This is a genomic window from Streptomyces sp. NPDC040622, from assembly GCF_055593965.1.
In genome coordinates, this window is record NZ_JBVIXD010000009.1 from 221,869 (window position 1) to 246,382 (window position 24,514).

Consider the following 24,514-nt stretch of genomic DNA (forward strand, 5'->3'; position numbering starts at 1 on the left):
TCGTGGCTGCCCGCGCGGTTGCCCGCGCCGCTGAACGCCCCTACGGCACGTGCACCCAGCGCGCCTTGCTGGGCGTGCCCTGGTCGTCCGTCACGAAGAGCATGTACCAGCCGGACTCGACCAGGGCGCGGTTCTTCGGGAGCGTCACCGTGACCTCGCCCCTGGACTTCTTCAGGTCGAGCGCGACCGACGTCTGGTCGATGTCCGTGACGTGCGTGGACGCGCTCGGCTTGATGAGGCGGGCCGTCTTGATGGAGGAGGCGTGCCGGGTCGGGAACGTCCCCGACTCGCCCCGTGCGATCGTCTTCGGCCCCGCGCCGAGCGACGGCTGCGAGCCGTGGTACAGGTACGGCGGGGTGTAGATCTCGATGCGCTGCTCGAAGACGCCCGGCTTGGTGTTGGCCTTGTCGGCGTAGAGCGAGTCGGAACCGAAGAACATCACGCGGCCGTCGGGCAGCAGGATCGAACCGGAGTGGTAGTTGCGGCCCACCTCGGGGTCGGCCACCCGCTTCATCTCACCGCTCTTCGCGTCGTAGATCCGCGCCTGGTGGATGTTGGAGTCGCCGCGTCCCCGATAGTCCTCGGAGCCGCCGGAGATCAGCACGGAGTCGTCCGGCAGCGTCGATATCTGCGGGTAGCGCGTGCCCTTCTCCAGCTCCGGGCCGTCCGTGAACTTCGGGGCGTCCGCCGTCAGGTCGACGACGCGGGTCTTCTTGCTGGACTCCTCGGACTCGCCGACGCCACCGCCGCCGACCACCATGTACTTCTGGTCCTGGGCGGGCGGCAGTTCGACGGTGCCGGACGTCTCCATGAGCTTGTTGTCGCTCAGGCCCGGGATGCCCTTCCACTGGTTGGTCTCCAGGTTCCAGACGCCGGGCTTGCGGCCGACGTCGGCCGGGCCGTAGCCGGCGTTCGAACCGGAGTAGAAGAGCTTGCCGTCGGCCATCTGGAAGATCGCCGGGTACGTCGGGAACTGCCGGATGCCCTTGGTGTACGTCCACTTCTTGGTCTTCGGGTCGTACACCTCGTTCTTGCCCGGCACCAGTTGGCCGATCTCGTCGAGGCCGGAGGTGGAGAGGATCTTGCCGTCGGTGAGCGTGGTCAGCGTGGGGTACCAGCGCGCCTCGTTCATCGGATCGACCTTGATGTACCGCTCGGCGACCGGGTCGAACTCGAAGGTGTCCTTGATCCCCTGGAAGTCCTTCTTGTCCAGGGCGAGCTTCTCCGCCATGCCGTAGACGTTGCGGGTGTCGGAGCCCTTCAGGCCCTGGATGCGGTAGTTGTCCTGGGTGCCGGTCTCGTACTTGGCTCCGCTCCTGGCCGCCTCGACGTAGACGCGGCCGAGACCGGGTTCGGTACGGACGAACGCGCCGGTCTGCGGGTCGAAGACCTTCTTCGCCTTCTCGACCAGGACGTTGTCCTGGGAGACGAACGTCTTGCCGGTCTTCTTGCCGGTGAACTTGGTGCCGGCGGGGATCGTCTTGGGCTCGTCCGGGTCCTCGTTGTGGACGACCATCAGGCCGCCGGCCTTGGTGATGTCGCCCTTCAGCTTCTCGTAGCGCTGCGTGCCGCCCGCGATCAGCAGATTGCCGTTGCCCAGCTGGGTGTGGCCCGTGCAGAACAGGTCGGTGGGCGTCGGGATCTTCTTGATGGTGTTCTTGACCGGGTCCCAGAGGCGGGTGTCGAACTTCTTCTTGTCGAAGTTCTTCTGGTTGTTGCCGGACCCGGCGACCATCAGGATCTTGCCCGTGTGCAGGAGAGCCGCGTGAATGGTGTTCTGGCGGTACTCCTCGGGGAAGTTCACGACCTCCCAGTGGCCGTTGTCCGCCTTGTACTCCGGCTTGTTGATCTTGTAGTCGTGGTACTTCTCGGAGCCCACGCGCCACAGCCACGGGCCGTTCATCCCCGCCAGCGCGAGGACGACCGCCGCGCCTATCGCGATGCGGCGGGCGCGGCGGCGGCTGGAACGGTCTTTCATTTCTTACGTCCCCCAAGGGAAATCTGCATGGTCTGCTCGGGCGAGGCGGCCCAGCTGGGCTTCTGCTGCGGCGCGTGCGGGGCGTGCTGCCCGTGCGGGGCGGCGTGCTGCCCGTGCGGTGCCGGCGGTCCGGACCGGGCCTGCGGCAGCGGCGCCGTGGCGTCGCGCTGCTGCGGGACCGCCGGGTCCGTGGAAGTCCCCGCGCCCGAGGGCGGCTTGGGCTTCTTCTTGTCCTGCCGCATGCCCCAGCGCCACGCGAAGATCGGCGCGGCCGTGATCAGCAGGGCGAAGGTGGCCCAGGTGATCATCGCGGGGTGGGAGTGCCCGTACATGAACGAGGCGGCCATCGATCCGCCGAAGACCAGGATGAAGAACAGGTGGATCCGGAAGGTGCCGAACAGCGTGTCCGGGCTCGCCGAGTCGCCCTTGGGGGTCACCACGAACTTGCTCTTGCGGCGCAGGGCCGCGTCGAGCAGGGAGCGGGCGTAGATCGGCGCGGAGAGCGCCGACATCACCATGCCCGCCACACCGCCCGAGCCCTCGGGCTCGTGCGGGGAGACGTTGTGCCTGCGGTTCCAGATGTAGAGGCCGATCTGCAGCGCCGAGGCGTTGCCGTACAGCATCAGCCAGATGGTCGGGTCGATGTTCACGCCGGACGCGCCGAGGCCCAGGAACAGCGCGCAGCTCAGCGCGGCCAGGATCCAGTTCATGGCGGACATCGGGTAGAAGATGACCATCATCGTGTAGTTGAAGAGACGGCCCGGGGGCAGCGAGAACGGTGCCTTCCAGAACTGCTTGAGGATCGTCTCGTACGTCCCGCGCGACCAGCGCAGCTGCTGCGTGAAGAAGTCCGTCCAGGCGTTGGGGCCCTCGCCGACCGCGAGCACGTCCGGGGTGTAGACCGACTTCCACTTCTTGCCGGTGCCCGGGTTGGTGGCGCGGTGGATCTCGAAACCCGTCGCCATGTCCTCGGTGATCGAGTCGTACAGGCCGCCGATCTGCTTGAGCGCCTTGATGCGCACCGCGTTGGACGTGCCGACGAACATCGGGGCGCCGTACGCGTTGCCCGCGCGCTGGATCAGCGCGTGGAAGAGGAACTGCTGCGACTCGGCGGCCTTGGTGACGAAGTTGTCGTAGTTTCCGTAGACCTGCGGGCCGATGACGAAGCCGACGTTCTCGTCGCGGAAGAAGCCGAGCATCCGCTCCAGGTAGTTCGGCATCGGGACGTGGTCGGTGTCGACCGAGGCGAAGTAGTCGTAGTCGTCGCCGTGCGCGTCCAGCCAGGCGTTGTAGTTGCCGTGCTTGGTCTTCGCGCGGTGCGGGCCCTTGGCCGTGTTCCACTTCGCCACGCCCTTGCGCGAGAAGTGGTGGACGCCGAGCCGCCGGCAGACCTCCTTGACCTCAGGGTCGTCACCCTCGTCGAGGAGCCAGACGTGCAGCAGACCGCGGTGGCGGATCCTGACCGCGGCCTCCAGCGTCTTCGTCACCATCTCGATCGGCTCCTTGCCGGGCACGAACGAGGTGAGGAAGGCGACTCTGGTGCCGGTCTCGGGGACCACGGGTATCGGGTCGCGGGCCACGAGCGTCGCGTGCGCGTTCGAGAGCACGTTCATGCAGCGGAAGAACTCGATCAGGCCGATCGAGACGAGCATGACGATGTCGAGCACCGGCAGCCAGTCGTTGGCCACGTAGTCCCGCTCGGTCCAGTGCTCGGGCTGCAGCAGCCAGGCGAGCAGGACGAGGGAGAGCAGCGGTGCCGCGCCCAGCATCAGGGCGGCGCGGATGCGGTGCGGCTCCTGCGAGAGCAGCGAGCGGTACCTCACCGTGTAGGGCTTGCTCGGGTCGGGCTGGGTCAGCGGCCCGGCGAGGCGGCTGTAGTGCTCGTAGTCGTACCGCGGCAGGGTCTTCTTGATTCTGCGGAAACCACCCGTCCTGTGCGACGGCACCCGGAGCTGGGTCGTCTCTGACGGGTCGTTCTGTCGGGCGCCCGTCGGCGTCGACGTCATGAGTCATCCCCCCGCACGCGGTCACGCCGCGCGTTCGTTGGTCCTTCCGTCCGTTCGGGCCCCCTCGACGCCCTCCACGGACGCATCAATGGAAGGCCACCGTTCCCTAAGACATGGAACAGCTACCTTCCGGTTGCATGATGCCCCCCTCGACATCGCTTCATGAACGGGACCCTCGTCCCTGCCCCGCCGCGGTCGTCTCGGGTCCCCAACTGCCCCGTATCGTCCGCCTCATGAGAGCCGATGGCTCCAGGCCAGGGTTCTACGCCCTCCAGCATGATCGCAAGGGCGAATCAAGGTGTTTACCGGTCATACGAGGGATGTGAGATGTCTGCTGGGGCCGATGAGCCCAACCGGGTGCGAATGTTGTCGAAGTGCTCGCGTATCGCCTGCTCAGCCCGGAGGACATCGCCCGAACGCACCGCTTCCAGGATCTCCCGGTGCTGGCGGCAGGTGATCTTCGGATCCTGCGGTACGTCCACCAGGTCCGTCCTGACCTTGTGAAAGGCGTCCCAGAACGCCTCCAGGACCTCGCCGAGCAGGAGGTTTCCCAGGCCGCGGTAGAGCGTGGCGTGAAACGCGCGGTCGGTCTCGGCGCGCACGGCGCCCTCCGAGGACGCCGCCTCGACCTCCATCCGCTCGACCAGCGCATCGAGTTCGGCCAGATCGCCGTCCGGGACACGGCCCGCGAGGCGTGCGATGAGCCCGGTCTCCACGGCCTCGCGCAGCTCCAGGAGCTGGAGCAGGCTGTCCTCGCCCCGGTAGTGGCCCGCGACCGTGCGGAAGGCCAGGCCCTCGATCATCGGCGCGACCGACATCGGCCCGACATACGTGCCGAAACCATGGCGGATCTCCACGATCCCCATCGCCTGGAGCGCCTTGAGGGCCTCCCGCACGGAGTTCCTGCTGACGCCGAGGCGCTCCATCAGTTCGGGCTCGGTCGGCAGCGAGGCCCCGGAGGGCAGCCTCGCGTCGATGATGAGCTTCTTGATCCGCTCCTGGATGTCGCGCGCCATGGCGCAACCGTAGCGGCCGGGCACGACGAAGGCCCCCCGCGTGAACGGAGGGCCTTCGCTGTCTGTGCGCCGCCAGGGACTCGAACCCCGGACCCGCTGATTAAGAGTCAGCTGCTCTAACCAACTGAGCTAGCGGCGCCTGCTGACCCGGAGAACTCTACCGGATGTCCGGGGGTGCTCAGGACCACCCGGAGGCGTCCGGCGAGGTCCCCGGCAGGCCGGGGGAGTGCCGTGAACGGGGCCGCTCCATCATTCGGACCGTCAACATGCGGTATCCCAGGACAGTTGAGAAACTGACGGACGTGCAGATGCGCGGACATTCTTTTCAGGGGTGTGAGGGGAATCGCATGGAGGTCGCTCCGGTATTCGAGGAATTCGACCCCGAGAGCGACTGCGACTGCCCCGGATGCATTCACTCGCGGCGCACGGCGGCCCGGGCCCTGCCCCCGGCGCTCGGCGGCCATCCCGCGGCGCACGGCGCCCGCCGCGCCCTGGTCCTCGCCGCGGCGGCCGGCACGGTGCTCGGCGGCCAGATGCTGCCCGCGGTGGCATCCGTCCAGGTCGGGACCGTACCGGCGAGCCCCGGCAGGCTCCCGGCGGACGACGGACCGGAGACCCCGCAGGGCGGCGCGAGCCCGCTGCACGGCGCCTCCGGCATCGCGGCGTCGGGGGCGCCGGGCGCCCCTGCGTACCGGGCGACCACCCGGACGGAGATCATCAACCGGGCCAAGAAGTGGGTCGCCGCGAAGGTGCCGTACAGCATGGACACGTTCTGGTCCGACGGCTACCGGCAGGACTGCTCGGGCTTCGTATCGATGGCGTGGAATCTCGCGGGAAACGAATGGACCGGCAGTCTCGGCACCTACGGCGACCGCATTACCAAGGACCAGCTGCAACCCGGCGACATTCTTCTCTTCCACAATCCGACGAACCCCACGCAGGGCTCGCACGTGACGGTTTTCGGGGGCTGGACCGACTACACGCACACGCATTACCTCGCCTACGAACAGGCCCGCCCGCACGCCAGGAAACAGGCCACTCCCTATGCCTACTGGACGTATGGGACCCGCTATCTGGCCTACCGCTACAAAGGCGTGCGGGGCGGCGCGCAGGGCGGCTCGGGGTCGTCGGGCACCTCCACGACGCGCTACCCGGGCGCGGGCTCCTTCGGCCCAGGGGCGAACAACAAGTACGTGACGCAGCTCGGCAAGGCGTTGGTCGCCCGGGGCGGCAAGCGGTTCTACCGGACCGGTCCGGGGCCGCGCTGGAGCGAGGCGGACCGCAAGGCGACGCAGGCGTTCCAGCGGGCCCAGGGCTGGACGGGCGGGGACGCCGACGGGCTGCCGGGCGCGACGACGTGGTCGTACCTGATGAAGGGCAAGGGCCGGGACATCCCGCCCGCGGGCGCGGGCGGCCCCGGCCCCGGCCCCGGCACGAAGGCGGCCGTCCCCGCCTACCCCGGCCTGGGCGTCTTCCGCCCGGGCCGGTCGCACCCGGCGATCGAGCGGCTCGGCGCCCACCTGGTGAAGAAGGGTTTCGGCAAGTACTACGCGCAGGGCCCGGGCCCCCGCTGGAGCGAGGGCGACCGGCGCGCCGTGGAGGCGTTCCAGCGCGCCCAGGGCTGGCGGGGCACGGCGGCCGACGGCTACCCGGGCCCCGAGACGTGGCGACGGCTGTTCCGGTGAGGGGGGCGGTGCGGGTGCGCATGAGGGCGGGGGAGGCCGGGGCGCGCGTCCCGGGGGTCGGCGGTGGGGTGTGCGCGGCGGCGACGGGGGAGGCCGGTGTGCGAGGTGCGGGGCCCCGCCGTGGGCCGCGCGCGGCGGTGACGGGGCAGGTCGGTGTACGAGGTGTGGGGCCCCGCCGTGGGCCGTGCGCGGCGGTGACGGGGGAGGCCGGTGTGCGAGGTGCGGGACCCCGCCGCGGGCCGTGCGCGGCGGTGACGGGGGAGGCCGGTGTGCGAGGTGCGGGACCCCGCCGCGGGGTGTGCGCGGCGGTCACGGGGGAGGCCGGGGCGCGTGTCCCGGGGGTTGGCCGTGGGGTGTGCGCGGCGGTGATGGGGGAGGTCGGGGCGCGTGTCCCGGGATCCGGCCGGCGGCGGGGTGCGGGCAGGAACGATCCAGGTACGAACGACGCGGAGGCACGAATGAACCGGAGGCACGGATGAGCGCGACGGCAGCTTCACAGCCCCAGTCCTCGCGGGCCGACGGGACGCCCGATCCTGGCGGGGCCCGCCCGCCCCGGGTGATCCAGAGCGAGGCCACCACCGAGATCCCCGTGCACCTCCTCTTCCGCGACGACCCGGACGACGCGACGGGCGTACCCCTCCCGCCCGCCGTGGTCCGGCGCGGGCGCGGGACCGGGGCAGGGGAGCGGCCCCGGGCGGCCCGGCGGCCCGCGCCCGCCGTCACCGTCCAGCCCGCTGCGCGGCCCGTGCCCGGCGTCGACCCCGCCCTCGACGAGCGGCGCGCCCGCGTGCTGCCCGGGATCGCCGGGGTGTTCGGCGGCTGCGCGGGTGTCGCCGGGTGCGTGCTCTCGCTGTGGTGGGCGGGCGTGCTGCCCGAGCCGGCGCTGCGGGCGACCGGTCTGGCCGGGCTCTCAGGCCTCTCGGGTCTCTCCGGTCTCTCCGGGGCCTCGGGTCCCTCGGGTCTCTCCGGGTACGGGGGTGCCGGGCTCGGCCCCGCGCAGTGGGCGTCGCTCGCCGGCTCCGGGACGCTGGGCCTCTTCGGCTTCGGCGGGCTGGCCCGCGGGCGGGTCGGCCGGGCCTGGGTGCTCAGCCTCTTCGGCCGCTACCGGGGCACGGTCCGGCGCACCGGCCTGATGTGGGTGAACCCGCTGCTGCTGCGCCGCCGTGTCGACGTACGGCTGCGGCACTGGCGGAGCGAGCCGATGCCGGCCGTGGACCGCGGCGGCGTCGCGCTGCGCGTCGTGGTCCTCGTCGTGTGGCGGGTGAAGGATCCCGCGCGGGCGACGCTCGCGGTGGAGGACCACCAGGAGTACTTGCGGGAGTGCGTGGAGGCGACGACGGCCCGGGTCCTCTCCCGGCTGCCCGCCGACGCCTTCCACGACGACGCCCCCACCCTGCGCGACACCGAGGCCGTCGGCGCCGCGCTGACCCGGGCGCTCGCCGCGGACGCGGAGGCGGTGGGCGTGGAGATCTTCTCGGCCCGCCCGACCCGCATCGAGTACGCCCCCGAGGTCGCCGCCGTGATGCAGCGCCGCCGGGTCGCCGCCCTCGACGCGCGCCACCGCGACACCGTGCTGACCTCGGTGGTCGACTCGGTCGAGGACACGGTGACGCGGCTGACCACGAGGGGCCTCGTGGAACTGGACGACTACGAGCGCAAGGCCTTGGTGAAGGACCTGACGGTGGCGTTCTATACGGGCCATGGAGAACACCGCTGATCACCGCCTCACCGGCCCGCACTCCACCGGCCCGCACTCCAAGCGCCCACACTCCACCGGCTCACGGCCCACCACCCCGACCGGGCCCTCCGAGCCCGTCACCCGGCACGCCGAGCCCGTCACCCGGCACGCCGAGCCCCTCGACCGCCTCGCCGCCGACGCCTGGAGGCTGACGGAGCGCGTGCCGCGGGCCGTGCTCGGGATCGCGGGCCCGCCCGGCACCGGAAAGTCGACGCTCGCGCGGGCCCTGGTCGGCAGGCTCGGCGCGGGCGCCGCGTATCTGCCGCTGGACGGGTTCCACCTCTCCAACGGCCAATTGGCGCGCCTCGGCCTCACCGCGCGCAAGGGCTCGGAGCCGAGCTTCGACGTGGCGGGATACGTCGCGCTGCTGCGCCGGGTACTCGACGATCCGGCGCACGACATCTACGTACCCGATTACGATCGCACGCTCCATGAGCCGATCGCGGCCCGCCATCTCGTCGCTCCCGAGGCCCGGCTCGTGGTCACGGAGGGCAACTACCTCGCCTGCGATCTGCCCGGCTGGCGGGCGGCGTTGGGGCTCATGGGGGAGTGCTGGTACCTCGATTCACCTGGAGAGGTACGCCAACAACGCCTGGTGGAGAGGCAGTTGGCGGGCGGCAGGTCGCCGGAGGAGGCGGCGGCCTGGGTCGCGACGAACGACGGGCCCAACGGTGAACTCGTGGAAACGTCGCGTGAGCGATGCGGACGGATCCTCTCCACGATTGGTATGGACATGTTCAACTAACGGCAATAATCTGAGCTTGGTCTAGACCGCAGTGCGCGCACGTCCCACGGAACTCCCCACGTTCGGCAGGAGCGGCACATGCGAAACAAGAAAATGTACGCGGCCATGGTCGGCCTCGGCACGGTCGGCGCGTTCGCGCTCTCCGCCGGTGGTGCCAGCAGCCACGGCTACACGGATCTGCCGGCCAGTCGGCAGATCAACTGCGCCAAGGGCGTGGTGAGCAACTGCGGGTCCATCCAGTACGAGCCGCAGAGCGTCGAGGGCCTCAAGGGCTTCCCGGCCGCGGGGCCGGCCGACGGCAAGATCTGTTCGGCGGGCATCGCCGGCTTCGACCAGCTCAACTCGCCCAAGGCGCCAGGGGGCGGAGCCTGGCCGACCACGAAGGTGAGCAGTGGTCAGAACTACACCTTCCGCTGGCAGTTCACCGCGCGCCACCGCACCACCGATTTCAAGTACTACATCACCAAGCAGGGTTGGGACGAGAGCAAGGCCGTGACCAGGTCCGCCCTGGACACCACGCCGTTCCTCAGCGTCCCGTACAACAGCCAGCAGCCGCCCGCGACCCTGTCGCACAGCGGCACCATCCCCGGCGGTCGCAGCGGGCACCACGTGATCGTCGCCGTCTGGACGGTCGCGGACACGTCGAACGCGTTCTACGCCTGCTCCGACGTCCAGTTCTGAGCAAGGCTTGAGGATCTTCCCCACACCCCACGGGTAGGTTCTGCGCACGCCGTGCCGACCTCACGGCGTGCGCAGAGTCGCCCGCGTTCCGTGCGGGCGGCCCGACCGGCATCGGGGGCCCTCATGGAGTTCATGTTCTACGCCGTACCCACCGTCATCGCCGTGGTGGTGATCCTCATGGCGGCCAAGGTGGTCAAGCGCTCCACCGAGGTGAGCAGCGCCTGGCGCAGCGGCCACACGGCCGAGGCGCGCTGCCTGCGGACGTACACGACGACGAGCGGTCACGGCGACCGCGGCCACATCTCCACGACGCTGCACCACGTGTACGAGTTCACCCCGTGCGAGGGCGCCCCCGTCCGCTTCGAGGAGGAGGACGGCCCCGCGACGACGGTCGAGGGCGACATCGTCACCGTGCACTACGCGCCTGGACGCCCCGAGGCGGCAACCGCCCACGCGCCGCGCCCCTTCGCGATGGCGGCGGGCACGGTGGGCCTGCTCTGCTTCTTCGCCCTGATGCTGGCGTTCTGCGTCTTCTTCATGACGACGGTGCACGACTTCGCCACCGGGGACGTCCTCGGCGACATGCCGTGACGCGACGCGAAAGCCGCGGCGCTCTCCACATCTGACGGTACGTCAATTATGGTGCGCGGCCATGGAGAGCACCGGAATCACGGTCGCGGAACTCGTCCGGGAGCGGTGGGGCGACCACCGCACCGGCCTCCGTCACACCGGCGGGGAGCTGAGCCACCACGAAGTCACGGCGGGCGCGGCGGCCAGAGCCGCGCTCCTCGCCGACCTCCTGCCACGCCGCGGCGAGCCCCACATCGGCGTCCTGCTCGACAACACCCCCGAATATCCCCTGTGGCTGGGGGCGGCGGCGCTCGCGGGCGCGGCGGTGGCGGGCATCAACCCCACCCGGCGCGGCGCCGAACTGGCCCGCGACATCCTGCACACCGAATGCCGGGTCCTCGTCACGGAACGGGCGCACCTGCCGCTGCTCGACGTCCTCGAACTCCCGGGCGTACGCCTGCTGGTGACCGACACGGAGGCCTACGCGGAGCTGCTCGCGCCCTACGCCGGCGCCACACCGGAGATCGCACGGACCGTACGACCCGGCAGCCGCATGCTCCTCTACTTCACCTCCGGTTCGACCGGCGCGCCCAAGGCGGCGATCTGCAGCCAGGGCCGGCTCGCGGCGGCGGGCAACTCCCTGGTCACGCACTTCGGCGTGCGGGCCGAGGACACCCACTACATCTGCATGCCGATGTTCCACGGCAACGCGGTGATCGCGGACTGGGCGCCGGCGCTGGCGGCGGGCGCGGCGGTGGCGCTGCGCCCCCGCTTCTCCGCCTCCCGATTCCTCGCCGACACACGGGAGTTCGGCGCGACCTACTTCACCTACGTGGGCCGGGCCGTGCAGTACATCCTGGCCACGCCCGAACGCGCCGACGACCGGGACAACCCGCTGCGGGTCGGCTTCGGCACCGAGGCCGGCGCGGTGGACGCGGCCCGCTTCGAGAAGCGGTTCGGGGTACGGCTCGTCGAGGGCTACGGATCCTCCGAGGGCGGCGCGGCGATCCAGCGGACCCCGGGCACACCGGCCGGTGCGATCGGACGCGCGGCGCCCGGGGACGACCTCGCCGTGGTCGACCCCGGCACGCGGCACGAGTGCGAGGCGGCACGCTTCACCTCCGACGGGCGGCTCCTCAACGGGAGCACCGCGATAGGGGAGTTGGTCAACCGCGGCCCGAACCCCTTCGAGGGCTACTGGCGCAACGAGGAGGCGCAGGCCGAACGGCAGCGGGACGGCTGGTACTGGACGGGCGACCTCTTCTACCGCGACACGGAGGGCTACCTCTACTTCGCGGGACGCACGGACGACCGCCTCCGGGTGGACAGCGAGAACCTGGCGGCCGCGGTGATCGAGAACATCCTCGCGCGGTACGAGGGGGCGGCGGCGGTCGCGGTCTACGCGGTGCCGGATCCCGTGGCGGGCGACCAGGTCATGGCGGCGCTGGCCCCGCCACCCGACGTCCCCTTCGACCCCCTGGACTTCGCCGAATTCCTCCTCTCCCAGCCGGACCTCGGCACGAAGATGGTGCCCCGGTTCGTGCGGGTGGTTCCCCGGATGCCGGTGACGGCGACGAACAAGGTGGCGCGTGGCGTGTTGCGGGGCGAGGGTTTCCTCCGTGGCGGAGACCCCATCTGGTGGCGCCCCCCGCACGCGTCCTCGTACTCCCGGATGTCTCCGCCGGACGTGACGGAGCTTGTTGCCCGGTATCGGGCGCAGGGGCGGGAACCTCTGCTGGACCCTTAGGGCGGGGCCCTGGGCGGGTGGGGTCGCCCTGCGCGGGCGGGTGCGGGCCCGCCGTGGCCGCTCACGCAGTTCCCCGCGTGGGCTGGCCCCTGGGCCTTGGACGGTCCTGGGTGGGTGGGTTCCTCCCTGCGCGGGCGGGTGCGGGTGCGTCGTGGCTTGTCGCGCAGTTCCCCGCGCCCCTAAAGGCCCACTCGCCGCGGGGGCCTCGACGGTTTGCGGGTGCGGGTTCGTTGTGGCTTGTCGCGCAGTTCCTCGCGCCCCTAAAAGCCCACCCGCCGCGGAGGGCCCGGACGGGTTGCGGGTGCGGGTTCGTTGTGGCTGGTCGCGCAGTTCCCCGCGCCCCTAAAGGCCACTCGCCCCTGCGGGGCTTGTCCGCCACAGATGACCGGCAGCCTCCCAACCGGCCGGAGGGGGCGCGGGGGTATGTGCGCACGGAGCACCGAGCCGGCCATAGCGTCTTTGTTCGTGCAGCGGGGCGCAGGGATAGCGAGTACGTACATACCCCCGCGACCCCGCCCCACAGACGAACCCCAGGGGCGCGGGGAACTGCGCGACCAGCCACACCACACCCGCAGACGAAGACGAAGACGAAGGCGAAGACGAAAACGCACCCAGGACCGTCCAAAGCCCAGGGGCCAGAACCCACCTACCGTAGGCCCATGACCAGCGAGAGCGTGTGGGGGGCGCTGCGGCGTCCGGCCCACCTGACGGGTGCCGCAGCATGGCGCAGCGTCACGTACCTGTTGACCGGCGCCCTCCTCGGCGCCGCCCTCCTCCTCGTGGGCCTCGCCCTCACCGCCGTAGGAGCCGTCCTCACCCTCGTCCTGATCGGCATCCCCCTCCTCGCCACCCTCACCCTCACCGGCATCCCCGTCGCCGCCCTCGAACGCCGCCGCCTCCGCATCATCGAGACCACCTCGACCCCGACCGCCCCCACACCCCACCGAACCCCCACCACCCCCGGCATCCCCGCCTGGTTCCGCCTCCGCCTCAGAGAGCAGGCGACCTGGCGCGAGCTCGCGTACACCACCCTCCTCGCCCTCGTCCTGTGGCCCCTCGACCTCCTCGTCCTCGCCTGCACCACCGCCCTCCCCACCCTTCTCCTCGTCACCCCGGCCCACCTCGCCCTGACCGGTGGCCCGGACAACGGCGTGCGTCCCGCCAAGCTGTGGCTCGTCGACAGCTATCCGGAGGCCGGCGCCACCGCCCTCCTCGGCGCCGCGCTGCTGCTCGCGCTCGCCCACCCGCTCGGCGCGTACGCCGCCGCCCGCGCCGCGTTCACCCGCCTGCTGCTCGCCCCGCGCGAAGCCGAACTCGCCGAAAGCCTGGCGGAGGTGACCCGCTCCCGGGCCCGCCTCGTCGACGCGTTCGAGGCGGAACGGCGCCGGATCGAGCGGGACTTGCACGACGGGGCCCAGCAACGGCTGGTCGCGCTCACCATGACGCTCGGCCTCGCCCGCCTCGACGCGCCGCCGGACAGTCCGCTCGCCGGGCAGCTCGCCACCGCGCACGACGAGGCGGGCCGCGTCCTGACGGAACTGCGCGAACTGATCCGCGGGATCCACCCCCAGGTCCTCGCCGACTACGGCCTCACCGCCGCGGTGGAGGACGCCGCGGACCGCTCCGCGATACCCGTGGAGGTGCAGACGGAGGTGGACACGGAACCGGAACCGGAACTGGAATCGGACACGGACACGGACACGGAAACAGGCGGCGGGGCCCCGCCCCGACCGAATCCCGTGCCCCGCCTGCCCCGCCTGCCCCGCCTGCCCCGCCTGCCCCGAGCCGTCGAGTCCGCCGCGTACTTCGCGATCCGCGAGGCCCTCGCCAACGTCGGCCGGCACAGCGGCGCGACCCGCGTCCGCATCACCACCGCCCACACCGACGGAGTCCTCCGCATCGACGTGCGCGACGACGGCCGAGGCGGCGCCGACCCGGCCCGGGGCACGGGCCTGACGGGTCTGGCGGACCGCCTCGCCGTCCTCGATGGCACACTGACGGTCACCAGCCCGCCGGGCGGCCCGACCGTCCTCTCCGTGGAGATCCCTTGCCAAGCGGTACAAGCGATACAGGCGGTACAAGCCATACGAGCGGAACAAGCGGCGGCCGAGGCCTGAGAGTCGTCCTCGCCGAGGACAGCGTGCTGCTGCGCGAGGGACTGACGGGCGTGCTCGCCCGCTTCGGGCACGAGACGGTCGCGGCGGTGGGCGACGCGGACGCACTGCGGGACGCCGTCTCCGCGTACGAGCCGGACATCGTGGTGACCGACGTACGGATGCCGCCGGGGTTCAAGGACGAGGGACTGCGTGCGGCGGTCGAACTCAGGGCGAAACGGCCGACGTTGCCCGTGCTCGTGCTGAGCCAGTACGTCCAACGGTCGTACGCGGCCGAGCTCCTGGACACCGGGGACGGCACGGGCGTCGGCTATCTGCTCAAGGACCGCGTGGGCCAGGTGGAGCAGTTCGTCGAGGGACTGACGCGGGTGGCGCGGGGCGGGACGGTCGTCGACCCGGAAGTCGTACGGCAGTTGCTGCGCCGCCGCCGCGACCCGCTGGAGCAGCTGACCCCGCGCGAGCGCGAGGTGCTCGCCCTGGTCGCCGAGGGCAGGTCGAACGCGGCGGTCGCCGCCGAACTCGTCGTGTCCGAGGCGGCGGTGGGCAAGCACATCGGCAACATCCTCGGGAAGCTGGACCTGCCGCCGGCGGACGGAACGCACCGACGGGTGCTGGCGGTGCTCGCGTACCTGCGGGCGTGAGGGATCCGTGGGGAAGGGACACAAGTCGGTAAAACCGCTCGGATGACCGATTACGATCCACACCCATGAGCGCGTCCGAGCAGACCGAAGAGGAAGCCCTTCGGGAGGAACCCTGTCGGGAGGATTCCCTTCGGGAGGAAGCTCCTCAGGGGGAAGCCCTCCAGGAGGACACCCCCCACGAGGGCCCCACCCCCGCCGCCCGAGCCCGCCGCGCCCGCATGGCCGCCGCCTCGCTGTTGATGGCCGCCGCGGCCGTGGTCCTCGCGCTGCGGCTCGCGAGCCGTTCCTCCGTGCTGGTCGTCGGGGTCTACGGGCTGCTGCTCATCCTCTGCGGCGGAGTGATCGAACTGAGCCGCCGAGGCCGGACGAGGCTCGGCACCTGGCTCCTCGCCGCGGGACTCGCGGCGGCGCTGTTCATGGACGGGTTCGTACTGTCGTAGCGCCGGACCCGCCGGACCCGCCGGACCCGCCGGACCCGCCGGACCCGCCGGACCCGCCGGACCCGCCGGACCCGCCGGACCCGCCGGACCCGCCGGACCCCGCCGACGTCGGAACTCCTGGAATCCCAGACCGCTTCAGGACTCCAGATACCGCAGCACCGCGAGAACCCGACGGCTGTACCCCGTCGTCCGGTTCAGCCCCAGCTTGTCGAAGATCGCGTTGAGGTTCTTCTCGACCGCGCTCAGGGAGATGTGCAGCTTCTCGCCGATGGCCGCGTTGGTGTGGCCCTCGGCCAGGGCCTCGAGGACCGTGCGCTCCCTGGGGGTGAGGCGTGTCAGCGGGTCGACGTGCGTGGTGCGGATGAGCAACTGCCGTACGACTTCGGGGTCGATGGCCGCGCCTCCCGCGTGCACCCGCTCCAGCGCGTCGAGGAACTCCTCGACTTGGGCGACCCGGTCCTTGAGGAGGTAGCCGACGCGTTCGGCGCTCGACGTCAGCAACTGGGCCGCGTAGTTGCGCTCGACGTACTGGGAGAGGACCACCACGCCGATCTCGGGGCGCTGTTCACGGATGCGCACCGCGGCCCGCAGGCCCTCGTCGGTGTGGTCGGGGGGCATCCGGATGTCGGTGACGACGACGTCGGGTGCGTGCGCCTCGACCTCGCGCAGCAGTGCGTCGGCGTCGCCCACGGCGGCGAGGACCTCGTGCCCTTCTTCGGCGAGCAGCCGGACCAGGCCCTCCCGCAGCAGGGTCGAGTCCTCGGCGAGGATTACGCGCACGGCAGCTCCGCGGTGATGGTGGTGGGTCCCCCTGGGGGGCTGTCGACCTGCAGTGTGCCGTCCAGCGCGGCGACCCGGCTGCGCAGCCCGGTCAGCCCGCTACCCGCGGGGTCGGCGCCCCCGGCCCCGGTGTCCCGCACGACGACGGTGAGCGTGCCGCCGTCCCCGCGCACCAGGACGGAGACCTCGTCGGCCAAGGAGTGCTTGGCGGCGTTGTTCACGGCCTCCGACACGACGAAGTACGCGGCGGTCTCGACGGCGGACGGCAGCGGATCCGGTACGTCGTACTCCATGCGCACGGGCAGCGCGCACCGCTCCGACACCCCGCCGAGCGCCTCGCGCAGGCCCAGGCTGTCGAGCGCGGTGGGGTAGACCCGCCAGGCCACCTCGCGCAGTTCGGTCAGGACTTCCCTGGCCTCCTTGTGGGCCTGTTCCAGCAGGGCGTCGGCCCGCTCAGGGGTGCGGCCGCGCCGGGCCCTGCCGAGCAGCATGGCGAGGGCGACGAGCCGCTGCTGGACGCCGTCGTGCAGGTCGCGCTCGACCCGGCGCCGCTCCACGTCGACGGCCCGGACGACCGCGGCACGGCTGGTGGCGAGCTCGTCGATGCGGCGCCGCAGGAGCTCCCGCTCGGAGGGGCCGAAGCACTCGCGGGCCAGCCGGGCGTCCTGCTCGGTCAGGGCGCGCAGGCCCTGCACGGCGAGGAAGAGCAGGGTGCCGCCGAGGACGACCTGGCTGAGCAGGTCCACCCAGGTCATCTGGGACCGGGTGATCGAGACGGCGAAGACTCCGGCGAGGACCGCGCCGAAGTCGACCAGGCCGACCACGACGGCGCAGAGCAGTCCGGAGTACGTACGGGCCGCGAGGTAGCGCAGGATCTGCTGGTCGGAGGCGCGGTGCTCGGGGAAGCTGTCGCGGAAGAAGACGGACCGGCGCCGCCGCTCCAGGGCGGCGAGCCTGCGGGCGCCCGCCGCGAGCAGGGCGTGGGCGCGGCCGCGGGTGCGCGGCCAGAGCAGGAAGGCCCCGAGGGCCGCTCCGGCGACGACGAAGTACAGCAGCCCGAGCAGGGCCGTGAGGCAGCCGACGAGGACACCGGCGACCCGGAGGACGAACGGGGCGGCCACGGGCTGCTTCACGTCGACCGACATTAGCCGACCCCTAGTCGACGCGGCGGTGGCGGGCCTCGGCACCGGCCCGGGGCCGGTTGCGGGAGCGCACGCGCAGCGCCACGTAGAGGGCGACGGCGGCGAGGGCGAGGACCAGGACGACCTTGGAGAGGAGCCCCACGTACGTCTCGACGGCGTCCCACCGGTCGCCAAGCCAGTAGCCGGCCAGGACGAGCACGGAGTTCCAGACCAGGCTGCCCACCGTGGTCAGGGCGAGGAAGACCGGCAGCCGCATGCGCTCCACACCGGCCGGTACGGAGATCAGGCTGCGGAAGATCGGCACCATCCGGCCGAACAGGACCGCCTTGGTGCCGTGCTTGGCGAACCAGGCCTCGGTGCGCTCCAGGTCGGAGGCCTTGACCAGGGGCAGCTTCGCCCAGAGGGCGTGCATGCGCTCACGGCCGAACAGCACACCGATGCCGTAGAGGGCGGCGGCGCCGACCACCGAACCGAGGGTCGTCCAGAACAGCGCCGAGAACAGGCTGATGACTCCCTGCCCCGCGGCGAACCCGGTCAGCGGCAGGATCACCTCGCTGGGCAGCGGCGGGAAGAGGTTCTCCAGGGCGATGGCGAGCCCGGCGCCGGGGCCGCCCAGGGTGTCCACGAGGTCGGCGGCCCACCCGGCGATGCCGCCGGCGGGCTCCTTGGCGAGGGCGAACGTCATGAGGTCCATGGAAGTAACGCTAGAAAGTGCAGGTCAGTGGCGGTATGGGGGTTGCCGTCGGGTCAGGGTGCGGTTTCCCGCACCCCTGTACCCCCGCACCCCCGCAGCTCCCGCCGGGCGGGGAGGGGGACGCGCCAAGGTGTCAGGGGTACGCGAAAGGGCGTTCCCGGAGACCGGGAACGCCCTTTCGCATTCGCAAGTGCGCCGCCAGGGACTCGAACCCCGGACCCGCTGATTAAGAGTCAGCTGCTCTAACCAACTGAGCTAGCGGCGCCTGCTGACTCGTAAATAGTACCTGCTCCACGGGGGTGCCTCTGACCGCGGCCCGGAGCGCGGCCCCGCCTCTAGATCGCCAGGGACAGCAGGACCGGCGCCGCCCCGCGGTTCAGCGTCTCCGCGGCCTCCCGCAGCCGGTGCGCGTGCTCGACCGGCAGGGACAGCGCGAGGCACCCCACCGAGGACCCCGCAGTGATCGGGACGGCCGCGCACACCGTGCCGACCGCGTACTCCTGGAGGTCGAGGACCGGCACGGTCGCGGGCTGCGCGGCGAGCCGGTTCAGGAGCACCCGCTCGTTCGTGATCGTCCGGGAGGTGAGCCGCGCCATCTTGTGCCGGGAGAGGTGGTCCCTGCGGCCGTTCACGTCGAGCTGGGTCAGCAGGCTCTTGCCGACCGCGCTGGCGTGGGCGGAGGAGCGGAAGTCCACCCACTCGTTGACCGCGGGGGTGCGGGGACCCGCCGCGAAGTCGGTGACGCGGACCTCGCCGTCCACATATCGGCTGATGTAGACCGCGGCGCCGATGGAGTCGCGCAGGCCGTCCAGGGTCCGCTGGAGCTTCTCGCCCAGCGCCTCGGCGTGGTCGACGGCCGAGCCGAGGCGGCTGAGGGCCTCCCCGGTGACGTACGCCCCGACGGCTCCGTCGGTGAGCTGCTCGACGTACCCCTCGCGGGTCAGCATGCGGAGCAGGGGCGTGAGGCGGGCCGGGGGCAGGCCGGTGTCGCGGGCGATCCGGGCCGAGGTAACTCCGGTGCCGTGCCGGGCGACGGTCTCCAGCACCCGCAGCGCGCTCTGGACGGAGTGGTACGGCGTCGTCGCCTCGTGCTTCAACGCCACGGCTTCCCCCTGCGTGGAACGGTTCCGGACAGCTGGGCTCGCTACCACGATAGCCGTCAACCGGCGTATTCGGAGCTTCCGTTGAGCGCCAGGATGACGCGCACCCGCCGTGTCAGCAGGAACGCGCCACCTTGGCATATGCCCAGGTCATGAACCGGGGCGGGGGTTTCCGTCCGGCGGTCAGAGAACCGCGCTGAGGAACTCCCGGGTCCGCTCGTGCTCCGGCTCCGTGAAGATCTTCTCCGGGGTCCCGGACTCGATGACGCGGCCCGCGTCGAACATGAGGACCTGGTCGGAGATGTCCCGGGCGAAGTTCATCTCGTGCGTCACACAGAGCATCGTGATGTCCGTGGTGTGCGCGATGTCGCGGAGCACGTCGAGGACGCCCGCCACCAGCTCCGGGTCGAGCGCGGACGTCACCTCGTCGAGCAGCAGCACCTGGGGGCGCATCGCCAGGGCCCGCGCGATGGCGACCCGCTGCTGCTGGCCGCCGGAGAGCTGCGTCGGGTACGCGTCGCAGCGGTCGCCGAGCCCGACCAGGTCGAGCAGCCCGCGGGCCCGCTCGTCGGCCTCGTCCTTGGACAGGCCGAGGACGGAGACGGGCGCCTCGGTGACGTTCCGCAGCACCTTCATGTTCGGGAAGAGGTTGAACTGCTGGAACACCATCCCGATGTTCTTGCGGACCTCGCGGACGTGCTTCTCGCCCGCGGGGACGAGCTTGCCGTTTCTCTCCTCGTGGGTGAGGTACTTGCCCCCCACCTTGATCGTGCCCTCCTCCGGCTTCACCAGCGTCATCAGGAGCCGCAGGATCGTGGTCTTGCCGGAACCGGAAGGTCCGATCAGCGTCACGTGCTTGCCGGAGGCGACGGAGAAGTCGAGCTCGTCGAGGACGGTGTTCGCGCCGTAGCGCTTGACGACCTTGTCGAAGCGGATCAACTCGCTGCCGTCGACGGCCGGGTTGGGGATTTCCTGGGAAGTGCTGCTGTCAGCGGACAAGGCGACGCTCCAAAACTCGCAGAAGAAGAGAGGCCGGGTAGGCGATGACGATGAAGGCGACACCGACCACGCTGATCGCCTCGTAGGTGAAGGTCGCCTGGCTGTAGCCCTGGGCCTGGCCGAGCATGTCGAGCGCGCCGATGGCGGCCATCTGCGGCGATTCCTTCAGCATGACGATCACGTAGTTGCCGAGCGCGGGGATCACCCTGCGCACCGCCTGCGGCAGGATCACGGTCGTCCAGGTGCGGCGCCTGGAGAGGCTGAGCGCGGTCGCCGCCTCCCACTGGCCGGCCGGCACGCCCTCGATCCCGGCCCGGTAGACCTCCGAGGTGTACGTGGAGTAGTGCAGCCCGAGGCCCACGATGCCCGTGGTGAGCGGGGACATCGAGGGGCCCCACTCCGGCACCACGTAGAACAGGAAGAACAGCTGCACCAGGAGCGGGGTGTTCCGGATGAACTCCGTGACCACCGTGACGGGCCAGCGGATCCACTTCTTCTCCGAGCGCTGGGCCACCGCCCAGACCAGGCCGAGCGAGAAGGCGATCAGGGTGCCGAAGAGCAGCGCCTTGAGGGTGAGCTCCACGCCGTCCCAGAAGAGCGGCATGAAGTCGTCGACGTGCGACCAGTTCCAGTTCACTTGGCACCCCCCGTGCCGGTGACGGCATCGATCGTCGACTTGGAGCGCATCCCGCCGAACAGGCTCGACTTCTCGGGGGTCTGCCCGATCTGCTTCTTGGCGTGCCGCTCCAGGAGCCGCATGAGGCGCGTGAGGATGAACGCGAGGACGAAGTACAGGCCGAGCAGCAGCGTGTAGATCGGCGCGCTCTCGTTCTTCACGAGCCGTAGCAGGTCACCGGCGAAGGTCATGTCGGCGACCGCGATGAGGGACACCAGGGACGTGCCCTTGAGGAGCTCGATCAGCAGGTTGTTGAACGGCGGGATCATCTCCGGCCAGGCCTGCGGGAGCTCGATGCGGCGCAGCCGCTGCAGCGGGGTGAAGTTCAGCGCGATGCCCGCCTCGCGCTGCGCGGGCGGCACCGCGGCGAGCGCGCCGCGCACGATCTCGGAGGCGTACGCGCCGTACGTGATGCCGAGCGCCAGCACGCCCGCGAACATCGGCTGGAAGCTGATGTTGAAGACCGGCGGCACCGTGAACGCGATCCAGAACATGAAGACCAGCGACGACGTGCTGCGGAAGATCTCGAAGTAGGCCCCGGCGAGGAAGCGCACGATCCAGAGCCGGGACGTGCGCAGCACGCCGATCGGGAAGGCGATCACGAAGGCGAGGGCCGCGCTGAGGAAGGTGACCTGCACGGTGATCCAGACACCGGGCAGGAACCAGTTCGTGAAGAACTCCGACGACATCATGAGGAGGCGCCCTTCGCAGGGGGGCACAGCTTCTGCACGGTCAGATCGGTCATCTCCGCCTCGGTGAATCCGAACGGCTTCACGATCCGCAGGAGCTCGCCGCTCTCCTTGAGCTTGTGCAGCTCCTTGTTGAACGCGTCCCGCAGGTTCTTCTCGGAGGGGCGGAACGCGAAGCCGCCGGCGCCGTAGGCCGGCTTGCCGTCGACCTCGGGCTGGAAGGGTTCCGTCGCCTCGACCTGCCGGTTCTTCTTGATCACCGTGCGTACGGTGACGTTGGTGCCGGCGAAGGCGTCGACCCGGCCCTGGGCCACGGCGTCCAGCCCCGCCACCTGGTCGGGCAGGATGAGGACGGACTTCACGCCCGCGGCCTTGGCGTAGTCGATCTCCGCGTAGGCCGTGCCGCTCGCCAGCTTCAGGCCCTTCTTGGCGATGTCCTCGTACCCCTTGATGCCGTGCGGGTTGCCCTTCTTCACGATGAAGGAGTCGAGCATGAGGTAGTCGGGGTCGGAGAAGAGCACCTGCGCGCAGCGCGTCGGGTTGATGTACATGCCCGCCGACACCACGTCGAACTGCCGGGCCTGCGTCAGCCCGGGGATCAGCGCACCGAACTTCGTGGGCACCGCCTTGACCTTGGGCACGCCGAGGCGGGGGAAGATGACCTTGGCGATGGCCGGCGCCTCGCCGGTGACCTCGCCGTTCTCGTCGATGTATCCGAACGGGACCTCGCCCGCGACACCGATCCTGACCGTGCCGCTGTCGCGGAGCCGGTCCAGCAGATCGCCCCCCTCAACCTTCCCCTCGTCGGGGACCCGGCTGCATGCCGATACCCCGAAGGCGCCCAGCGCCGCCCCGCCCGCTCCGGTGAGCAGGGCGCGGCGGCGGACCGCTCTGCCTATGAATCCCTCGTTGTTCCCAAGTGGTGGAGCCATGGGCGCGCGGCTACCCGACTCGAAGCAAGATATGCCGATGAATTCCGGCCCCTGATGCAATCGTTGTGGTCTTGACCCAGGGAGGAGCATGGGACACATGTCAGAGCGATTCATCGAAGTCTCCCTCGCCAAGCGGGGAGTTCAGTGCAAGGCGAAACTGCTCGACGACCGGGCGCCGTTGACCTGCGCGGCGGTGTGGGAGGCGCTGCCGCTCGGTTCGGACGTCTATCACGCGAAGTATGCGCGCAATGAGATCTACGCCCTCTTCCCGGCTTTCGCGGACCGCGAGCCGCCCCTGGAGAACCCGACGGTCACCCCCATCCCGGGCGATCTCTGCTATTTCTCCTTCTCCGGTACGGAACTGGGCACTCAGGCGTACGGGTACGAGCCCGGGGCCGACGTGCGGGCGGGCACCACGGTCGTCGACCTCGCCCTCTTCTACGAACGGAACAACCTGCTCCTCAACGGCGACGTGGGCTGGGTCCCCGGCATCGTCTGGGGCCAGATCGTCGAAGGCCTCGACCGGATGGCCGAGGCCTGCAACGACTTGTGGCGGGCGGGAGCACAGGGCGAGACCCTGAACTTCCGGCGGCTGTAGCGGGGGGTGGAGCCGTCCGGCGACGGAGGACCGGTGGCGCCGGGGCGCAGTCCCCGAGTGCCTAGCCCACGACGGGCGGTGCGATACCGCCGGCCCCCGCGTCGTACAGCGCCCGCGCCGCTCGCAGCACCACCGCGTCGGCGTGGCGCGCGCCCACGATCTGCACCCCGACCGGCAGCCCGTCACCGTCCGTGCCGCACGGCACGGACGCGGCGGGCTGCTGGGTGAGGTTGAAGGGGTACGTGAACGGGGTCCAGCCCGTCCACCGCCGGTGCCCGGAACCCTTGGGCACCTCGACGCCCGCCTCGAACGCGGTGATCGGCAGCGTCGGTGTGATCAGCAGGTCGTACGTCGAGTGGAAGCGGCCCATGCGCCGGCCGAGGTCCATGCGGGCGTCGACGGCCGCGAGGTAGTCCAGCGCGCTGTACCGCGCACCCTGCCCGCAGACCTCGCGCAGCCCCGGGTCGAGCAACTCCCGCTGCGCGGGCGCGAAGTGCTGCACGACGCGCGCCGCCCCGCTGAACCACAGGGTGTGGAAGGCGTCCACCGGGTCGGAGAAGTCGGGGTCGGCCTCCTCGACGTACGCGCCCTGCGCCGCGAGGGACTCCACCGCGCGCCGCACCGCCGAGGCCACGGCGGGCCGCACCGCGACCTGACCGCCCAGCGAGGGGGAGTAGGCGACCCGCAGACCGCGCACGCCGCCCTCGGTGCCGGCCAGGAAACTCCCTGCCACGGGCCCCAGTTGGGACCAGTCGCGCACGTCGGGCCCGGAGATCACGTCCATCATCAGCGCCGCGTCCGCCGCGTCCCGCGTCATCGGCCCCACGTGCGCGAGCGTCCCGAACGGACTCGACGGGTACAGCGGCACCCGGCCGTAGGTCGGCTTGAGCGCGAAGACGCCGCAGAACGCCGCCGGGATCCGCACCGAGCCGCCGCCGTCCGTGCCCAGCGACAGCGGGCCCGCGCCGACCGCCACGGCGACCGCGCTGCCCCCGCTGGAGCCGCCCGACGTGCGCGTCGGATCGTACGGGTTTCGGGTGATTCCGCTCTGCGGGCCGTCGGTGACGCCCTTCCATCCGAACTCCGGCGTCGTGGTGCGCCCGACGAAGACGGCGCCGTGCTCGCGCAGGCGCGCCACCGAGGGCGCGTCCTCGTTCCACTTCCCCTCCGGGCGGACCGTCATCGAGCCCCGCAGGGTCGGCCCGCCGCGCAGAAGGAGCAGATCCTTCACCGTCACCGGAACGCCGTCCACCAGGCCCTGCGGCGCACCCCGCCGCCACCGCTCCGCACTGGCCCCTGCCTGCGCGAGGGCCGCTTCCTCCTCGATGCGCACGAACGCGTTCACCGCCGGCTGGGTCTCCTCGGCCCGCCGCAGCACGGCACGGGTGGCGTCGACCGGGCTGAATTCGCCCTTGCGATAGCCGTCGACGAGTTGTACCGCGGTGAGATCCGTGAGCTCGGTCATGCGCACTCCTCGAGAAGCAGTCAGAACCAGTCGGAGCAGTCGTGAGACGGTCGTGAGTCGGTCGCGAGGCAGTCGGTG

The 24,514-nt window shown here is 71.1% G+C and carries 22 protein-coding genes and 2 tRNA genes; 10 read left to right on the forward strand and 14 right to left on the reverse strand.

The window, feature by feature from the left end; genetic code table 11:
* Positions 1-40 precede the first annotated feature (40 nt).
* From glxA to ACZ592_RS26675, 4 genes are all read right to left on the reverse strand, one after another.
* Positions 41-1,978 (reverse strand): radical copper oxidase GlxA, encoded by a 1,938-nt coding sequence (gene glxA / locus ACZ592_RS26660; RefSeq protein ID WP_471584164.1) that lies wholly within the window; start codon positions 1,976-1,978, stop codon positions 41-43.
* Positions 1,975-3,984 carry a glycosyltransferase family 2 protein gene (locus tag ACZ592_RS26665; RefSeq protein ID WP_471584165.1) on the reverse strand — a complete coding sequence of 670 codons (2,010 nt, stop codon included), beginning with the start codon at positions 3,982-3,984 and terminating at the stop codon, positions 1,975-1,977. Before ACZ592_RS26665 ends, glxA begins: the two co-directional genes overlap by 4 nt.
* Before the next feature lie 302 nt (positions 3,985-4,286).
* A complete protein-coding gene (locus tag ACZ592_RS26670) occupies positions 4,287-5,000 on the reverse strand; it encodes a FadR/GntR family transcriptional regulator (RefSeq protein WP_471584166.1) in 714 nt (237 codons plus the stop codon).
* Between the two features lie 65 nt (positions 5,001-5,065).
* Positions 5,066-5,139, reverse strand: a tRNA-Lys gene (locus ACZ592_RS26675).
* Positions 5,140-5,347: 208 nt separating this feature from the next.
* Here ACZ592_RS26675 and ACZ592_RS26680 point away from each other — a divergent pair.
* The 9 genes from ACZ592_RS26680 (at position 5,348) to ACZ592_RS26720 (ending at position 15,361) form a co-directional block, all read left to right on the forward strand.
* The gene (locus ACZ592_RS26680) at positions 5,348-6,685 is read left to right on the forward strand and encodes a peptidoglycan-binding protein (RefSeq protein ID WP_471584167.1); all 1,338 of its coding nucleotides are present in this window, start codon (positions 5,348-5,350) and stop codon (positions 6,683-6,685) included.
* Between the two features lie 475 nt (positions 6,686-7,160).
* Positions 7,161-8,402, forward strand: a complete 1,242-nt coding sequence (locus ACZ592_RS26685; protein ID WP_471584168.1) for an SPFH domain-containing protein — start codon at positions 7,161-7,163, stop codon at positions 8,400-8,402.
* Positions 8,386-9,168, forward strand: a complete 783-nt coding sequence (locus ACZ592_RS26690) for an AAA family ATPase (RefSeq protein ID WP_471584169.1) — start codon at positions 8,386-8,388, stop codon at positions 9,166-9,168. Before ACZ592_RS26685 ends, ACZ592_RS26690 begins: the two co-directional genes overlap by 17 nt.
* A 78-nt stretch (positions 9,169-9,246) precedes the next feature.
* Positions 9,247-9,849, forward strand: coding sequence for a lytic polysaccharide monooxygenase auxiliary activity family 9 protein (locus ACZ592_RS26695; RefSeq protein WP_471584170.1), 603 nt, complete (start codon positions 9,247-9,249; stop codon positions 9,847-9,849).
* A 123-nt stretch (positions 9,850-9,972) separates the two neighbouring features.
* The gene (locus ACZ592_RS26700; RefSeq protein ID WP_471584171.1) at positions 9,973-10,440 is read left to right on the forward strand and encodes a DUF3592 domain-containing protein; all 468 of its coding nucleotides are present in this window, start codon (positions 9,973-9,975) and stop codon (positions 10,438-10,440) included.
* 61 nt (positions 10,441-10,501) lie between these two features.
* Positions 10,502-12,166 carry an AMP-binding protein gene (locus tag ACZ592_RS26705; RefSeq protein WP_471584172.1) on the forward strand — a complete coding sequence of 555 codons (1,665 nt, stop codon included), beginning with the start codon at positions 10,502-10,504 and terminating at the stop codon, positions 12,164-12,166.
* A gap of 659 nt (positions 12,167-12,825) precedes the next feature.
* Positions 12,826-14,283 (forward strand): sensor histidine kinase, encoded by a 1,458-nt coding sequence (locus tag ACZ592_RS26710; protein ID WP_471584173.1) that lies wholly within the window; start codon positions 12,826-12,828, stop codon positions 14,281-14,283.
* On the forward strand, positions 14,280-14,921 hold the full coding sequence (locus ACZ592_RS26715) for a response regulator (RefSeq protein ID WP_471584399.1): 642 nt from the start codon (positions 14,280-14,282) through the stop codon (positions 14,919-14,921). Before ACZ592_RS26710 ends, ACZ592_RS26715 begins: the two co-directional genes overlap by 4 nt.
* Before the next feature lie 65 nt (positions 14,922-14,986).
* A complete protein-coding gene (locus tag ACZ592_RS26720; RefSeq protein ID WP_471584174.1) occupies positions 14,987-15,361 on the forward strand; it encodes a hypothetical protein in 375 nt (124 codons plus the stop codon).
* A 135-nt stretch (positions 15,362-15,496) separates the two neighbouring features.
* Here the strand turns inward: ACZ592_RS26720 and ACZ592_RS26725 are convergent, their stop codons facing one another.
* The 9 genes from ACZ592_RS26725 to ehuB form a co-directional block, all read right to left on the reverse strand.
* A complete protein-coding gene (locus tag ACZ592_RS26725) occupies positions 15,497-16,141 on the reverse strand; it encodes a response regulator transcription factor (RefSeq protein ID WP_471584175.1) in 645 nt (214 codons plus the stop codon).
* Positions 16,132-17,286 (reverse strand): sensor histidine kinase, encoded by a 1,155-nt coding sequence (locus ACZ592_RS26730; RefSeq protein WP_471584176.1) that lies wholly within the window; start codon positions 17,284-17,286, stop codon positions 16,132-16,134. The genes ACZ592_RS26725 and ACZ592_RS26730 overlap by 10 nt, the downstream gene beginning before the upstream one ends.
* Positions 17,287-17,296: 10 nt before the next feature.
* A complete protein-coding gene (locus ACZ592_RS26735; RefSeq protein ID WP_471584177.1) occupies positions 17,297-17,977 on the reverse strand; it encodes a DedA family protein in 681 nt (226 codons plus the stop codon).
* A 191-nt stretch (positions 17,978-18,168) separates the two neighbouring features.
* A tRNA-Lys gene (locus ACZ592_RS26740) sits at positions 18,169-18,242 on the reverse strand.
* A gap of 70 nt (positions 18,243-18,312) precedes the next feature.
* Positions 18,313-19,080: an IclR family transcriptional regulator gene (locus tag ACZ592_RS26745; RefSeq protein ID WP_471584178.1), complete on the reverse strand. Its 768-nt coding sequence runs from the start codon at positions 19,078-19,080 to the stop codon at positions 18,313-18,315.
* A 180-nt stretch (positions 19,081-19,260) separates the two neighbouring features.
* Complete coding sequence (ehuA, locus tag ACZ592_RS26750) at positions 19,261-20,076, reverse strand: ectoine/hydroxyectoine ABC transporter ATP-binding protein EhuA (RefSeq protein WP_471584179.1); 816 nt, start codon at positions 20,074-20,076, stop codon at positions 19,261-19,263.
* Positions 20,066-20,713, reverse strand: coding sequence for an ectoine/hydroxyectoine ABC transporter permease subunit EhuD (ehuD, locus tag ACZ592_RS26755; RefSeq protein ID WP_471584180.1), 648 nt, complete (start codon positions 20,711-20,713; stop codon positions 20,066-20,068). Before ehuD ends, ehuA begins: the two co-directional genes overlap by 11 nt.
* Positions 20,710-21,444 (reverse strand): ectoine/hydroxyectoine ABC transporter permease subunit EhuC, encoded by a 735-nt coding sequence (ehuC, locus tag ACZ592_RS26760; RefSeq protein WP_471584181.1) that lies wholly within the window; start codon positions 21,442-21,444, stop codon positions 20,710-20,712. Before ehuC ends, ehuD begins: the two co-directional genes overlap by 4 nt.
* On the reverse strand, positions 21,441-22,373 hold the full coding sequence (gene ehuB / locus ACZ592_RS26765; RefSeq protein ID WP_471584182.1) for an ectoine/hydroxyectoine ABC transporter substrate-binding protein EhuB: 933 nt from the start codon (positions 22,371-22,373) through the stop codon (positions 21,441-21,443). Before ehuB ends, ehuC begins: the two co-directional genes overlap by 4 nt.
* A 97-nt stretch (positions 22,374-22,470) precedes the next feature.
* On the opposite strand from ehuB, the gene ACZ592_RS26770 reads away from it, so the two are divergent.
* On the forward strand, positions 22,471-22,971 hold the full coding sequence (locus ACZ592_RS26770) for a DUF3830 family protein (protein WP_471584183.1): 501 nt from the start codon (positions 22,471-22,473) through the stop codon (positions 22,969-22,971).
* A 61-nt stretch (positions 22,972-23,032) separates the two neighbouring features.
* Here the strand turns inward: ACZ592_RS26770 and ACZ592_RS26775 are convergent, their stop codons facing one another.
* Positions 23,033-24,436, reverse strand: coding sequence for an amidase (locus ACZ592_RS26775; RefSeq protein WP_471584184.1), 1,404 nt, complete (start codon positions 24,434-24,436; stop codon positions 23,033-23,035).
* Positions 24,437-24,514: the final 78 nt, after the last annotated feature.

Coding starts and splice junctions, on each gene's coding strand:
- glxA (WP_471584164.1), bottom strand. CDS start 1,978: ATGAAAGACCGTTCCAGCCGCCGCCGCGCCCGCCGCATCGCGATAGGC.
- ACZ592_RS26665 (WP_471584165.1), bottom strand. CDS start 3,984: ATGACGTCGACGCCGACGGGCGCCCGACAGAACGACCCGTCAGAGACG.
- ACZ592_RS26670 (WP_471584166.1), bottom strand. CDS start 5,000: ATGGCGCGCGACATCCAGGAGCGGATCAAGAAGCTCATCATCGACGCG.
- ACZ592_RS26680 (WP_471584167.1), top strand. CDS start 5,348: ATGGAGGTCGCTCCGGTATTCGAGGAATTCGACCCCGAGAGCGACTGC.
- ACZ592_RS26685 (WP_471584168.1), top strand. CDS start 7,161: ATGAGCGCGACGGCAGCTTCACAGCCCCAGTCCTCGCGGGCCGACGGG.
- ACZ592_RS26690 (WP_471584169.1), top strand. CDS start 8,386: ATGGAGAACACCGCTGATCACCGCCTCACCGGCCCGCACTCCACCGGC.
- ACZ592_RS26695 (WP_471584170.1), top strand. CDS start 9,247: ATGCGAAACAAGAAAATGTACGCGGCCATGGTCGGCCTCGGCACGGTC.
- ACZ592_RS26700 (WP_471584171.1), top strand. CDS start 9,973: ATGGAGTTCATGTTCTACGCCGTACCCACCGTCATCGCCGTGGTGGTG.
- ACZ592_RS26705 (WP_471584172.1), top strand. CDS start 10,502: ATGGAGAGCACCGGAATCACGGTCGCGGAACTCGTCCGGGAGCGGTGG.
- ACZ592_RS26710 (WP_471584173.1), top strand. CDS start 12,826: ATGACCAGCGAGAGCGTGTGGGGGGCGCTGCGGCGTCCGGCCCACCTG.
- ACZ592_RS26720 (WP_471584174.1), top strand. CDS start 14,987: ATGAGCGCGTCCGAGCAGACCGAAGAGGAAGCCCTTCGGGAGGAACCC.
- ACZ592_RS26730 (WP_471584176.1), bottom strand. CDS start 17,286: ATGTCGGTCGACGTGAAGCAGCCCGTGGCCGCCCCGTTCGTCCTCCGG.
- ACZ592_RS26735 (WP_471584177.1), bottom strand. CDS start 17,977: ATGGACCTCATGACGTTCGCCCTCGCCAAGGAGCCCGCCGGCGGCATC.
- ehuC (WP_471584181.1), bottom strand. CDS start 21,444: ATGATGTCGTCGGAGTTCTTCACGAACTGGTTCCTGCCCGGTGTCTGG.
- ehuB (WP_471584182.1), bottom strand. CDS start 22,373: ATGGCTCCACCACTTGGGAACAACGAGGGATTCATAGGCAGAGCGGTC.
- ACZ592_RS26770 (WP_471584183.1), top strand. CDS start 22,471: ATGTCAGAGCGATTCATCGAAGTCTCCCTCGCCAAGCGGGGAGTTCAG.
- ACZ592_RS26775 (WP_471584184.1), bottom strand. CDS start 24,436: ATGACCGAGCTCACGGATCTCACCGCGGTACAACTCGTCGACGGCTAT.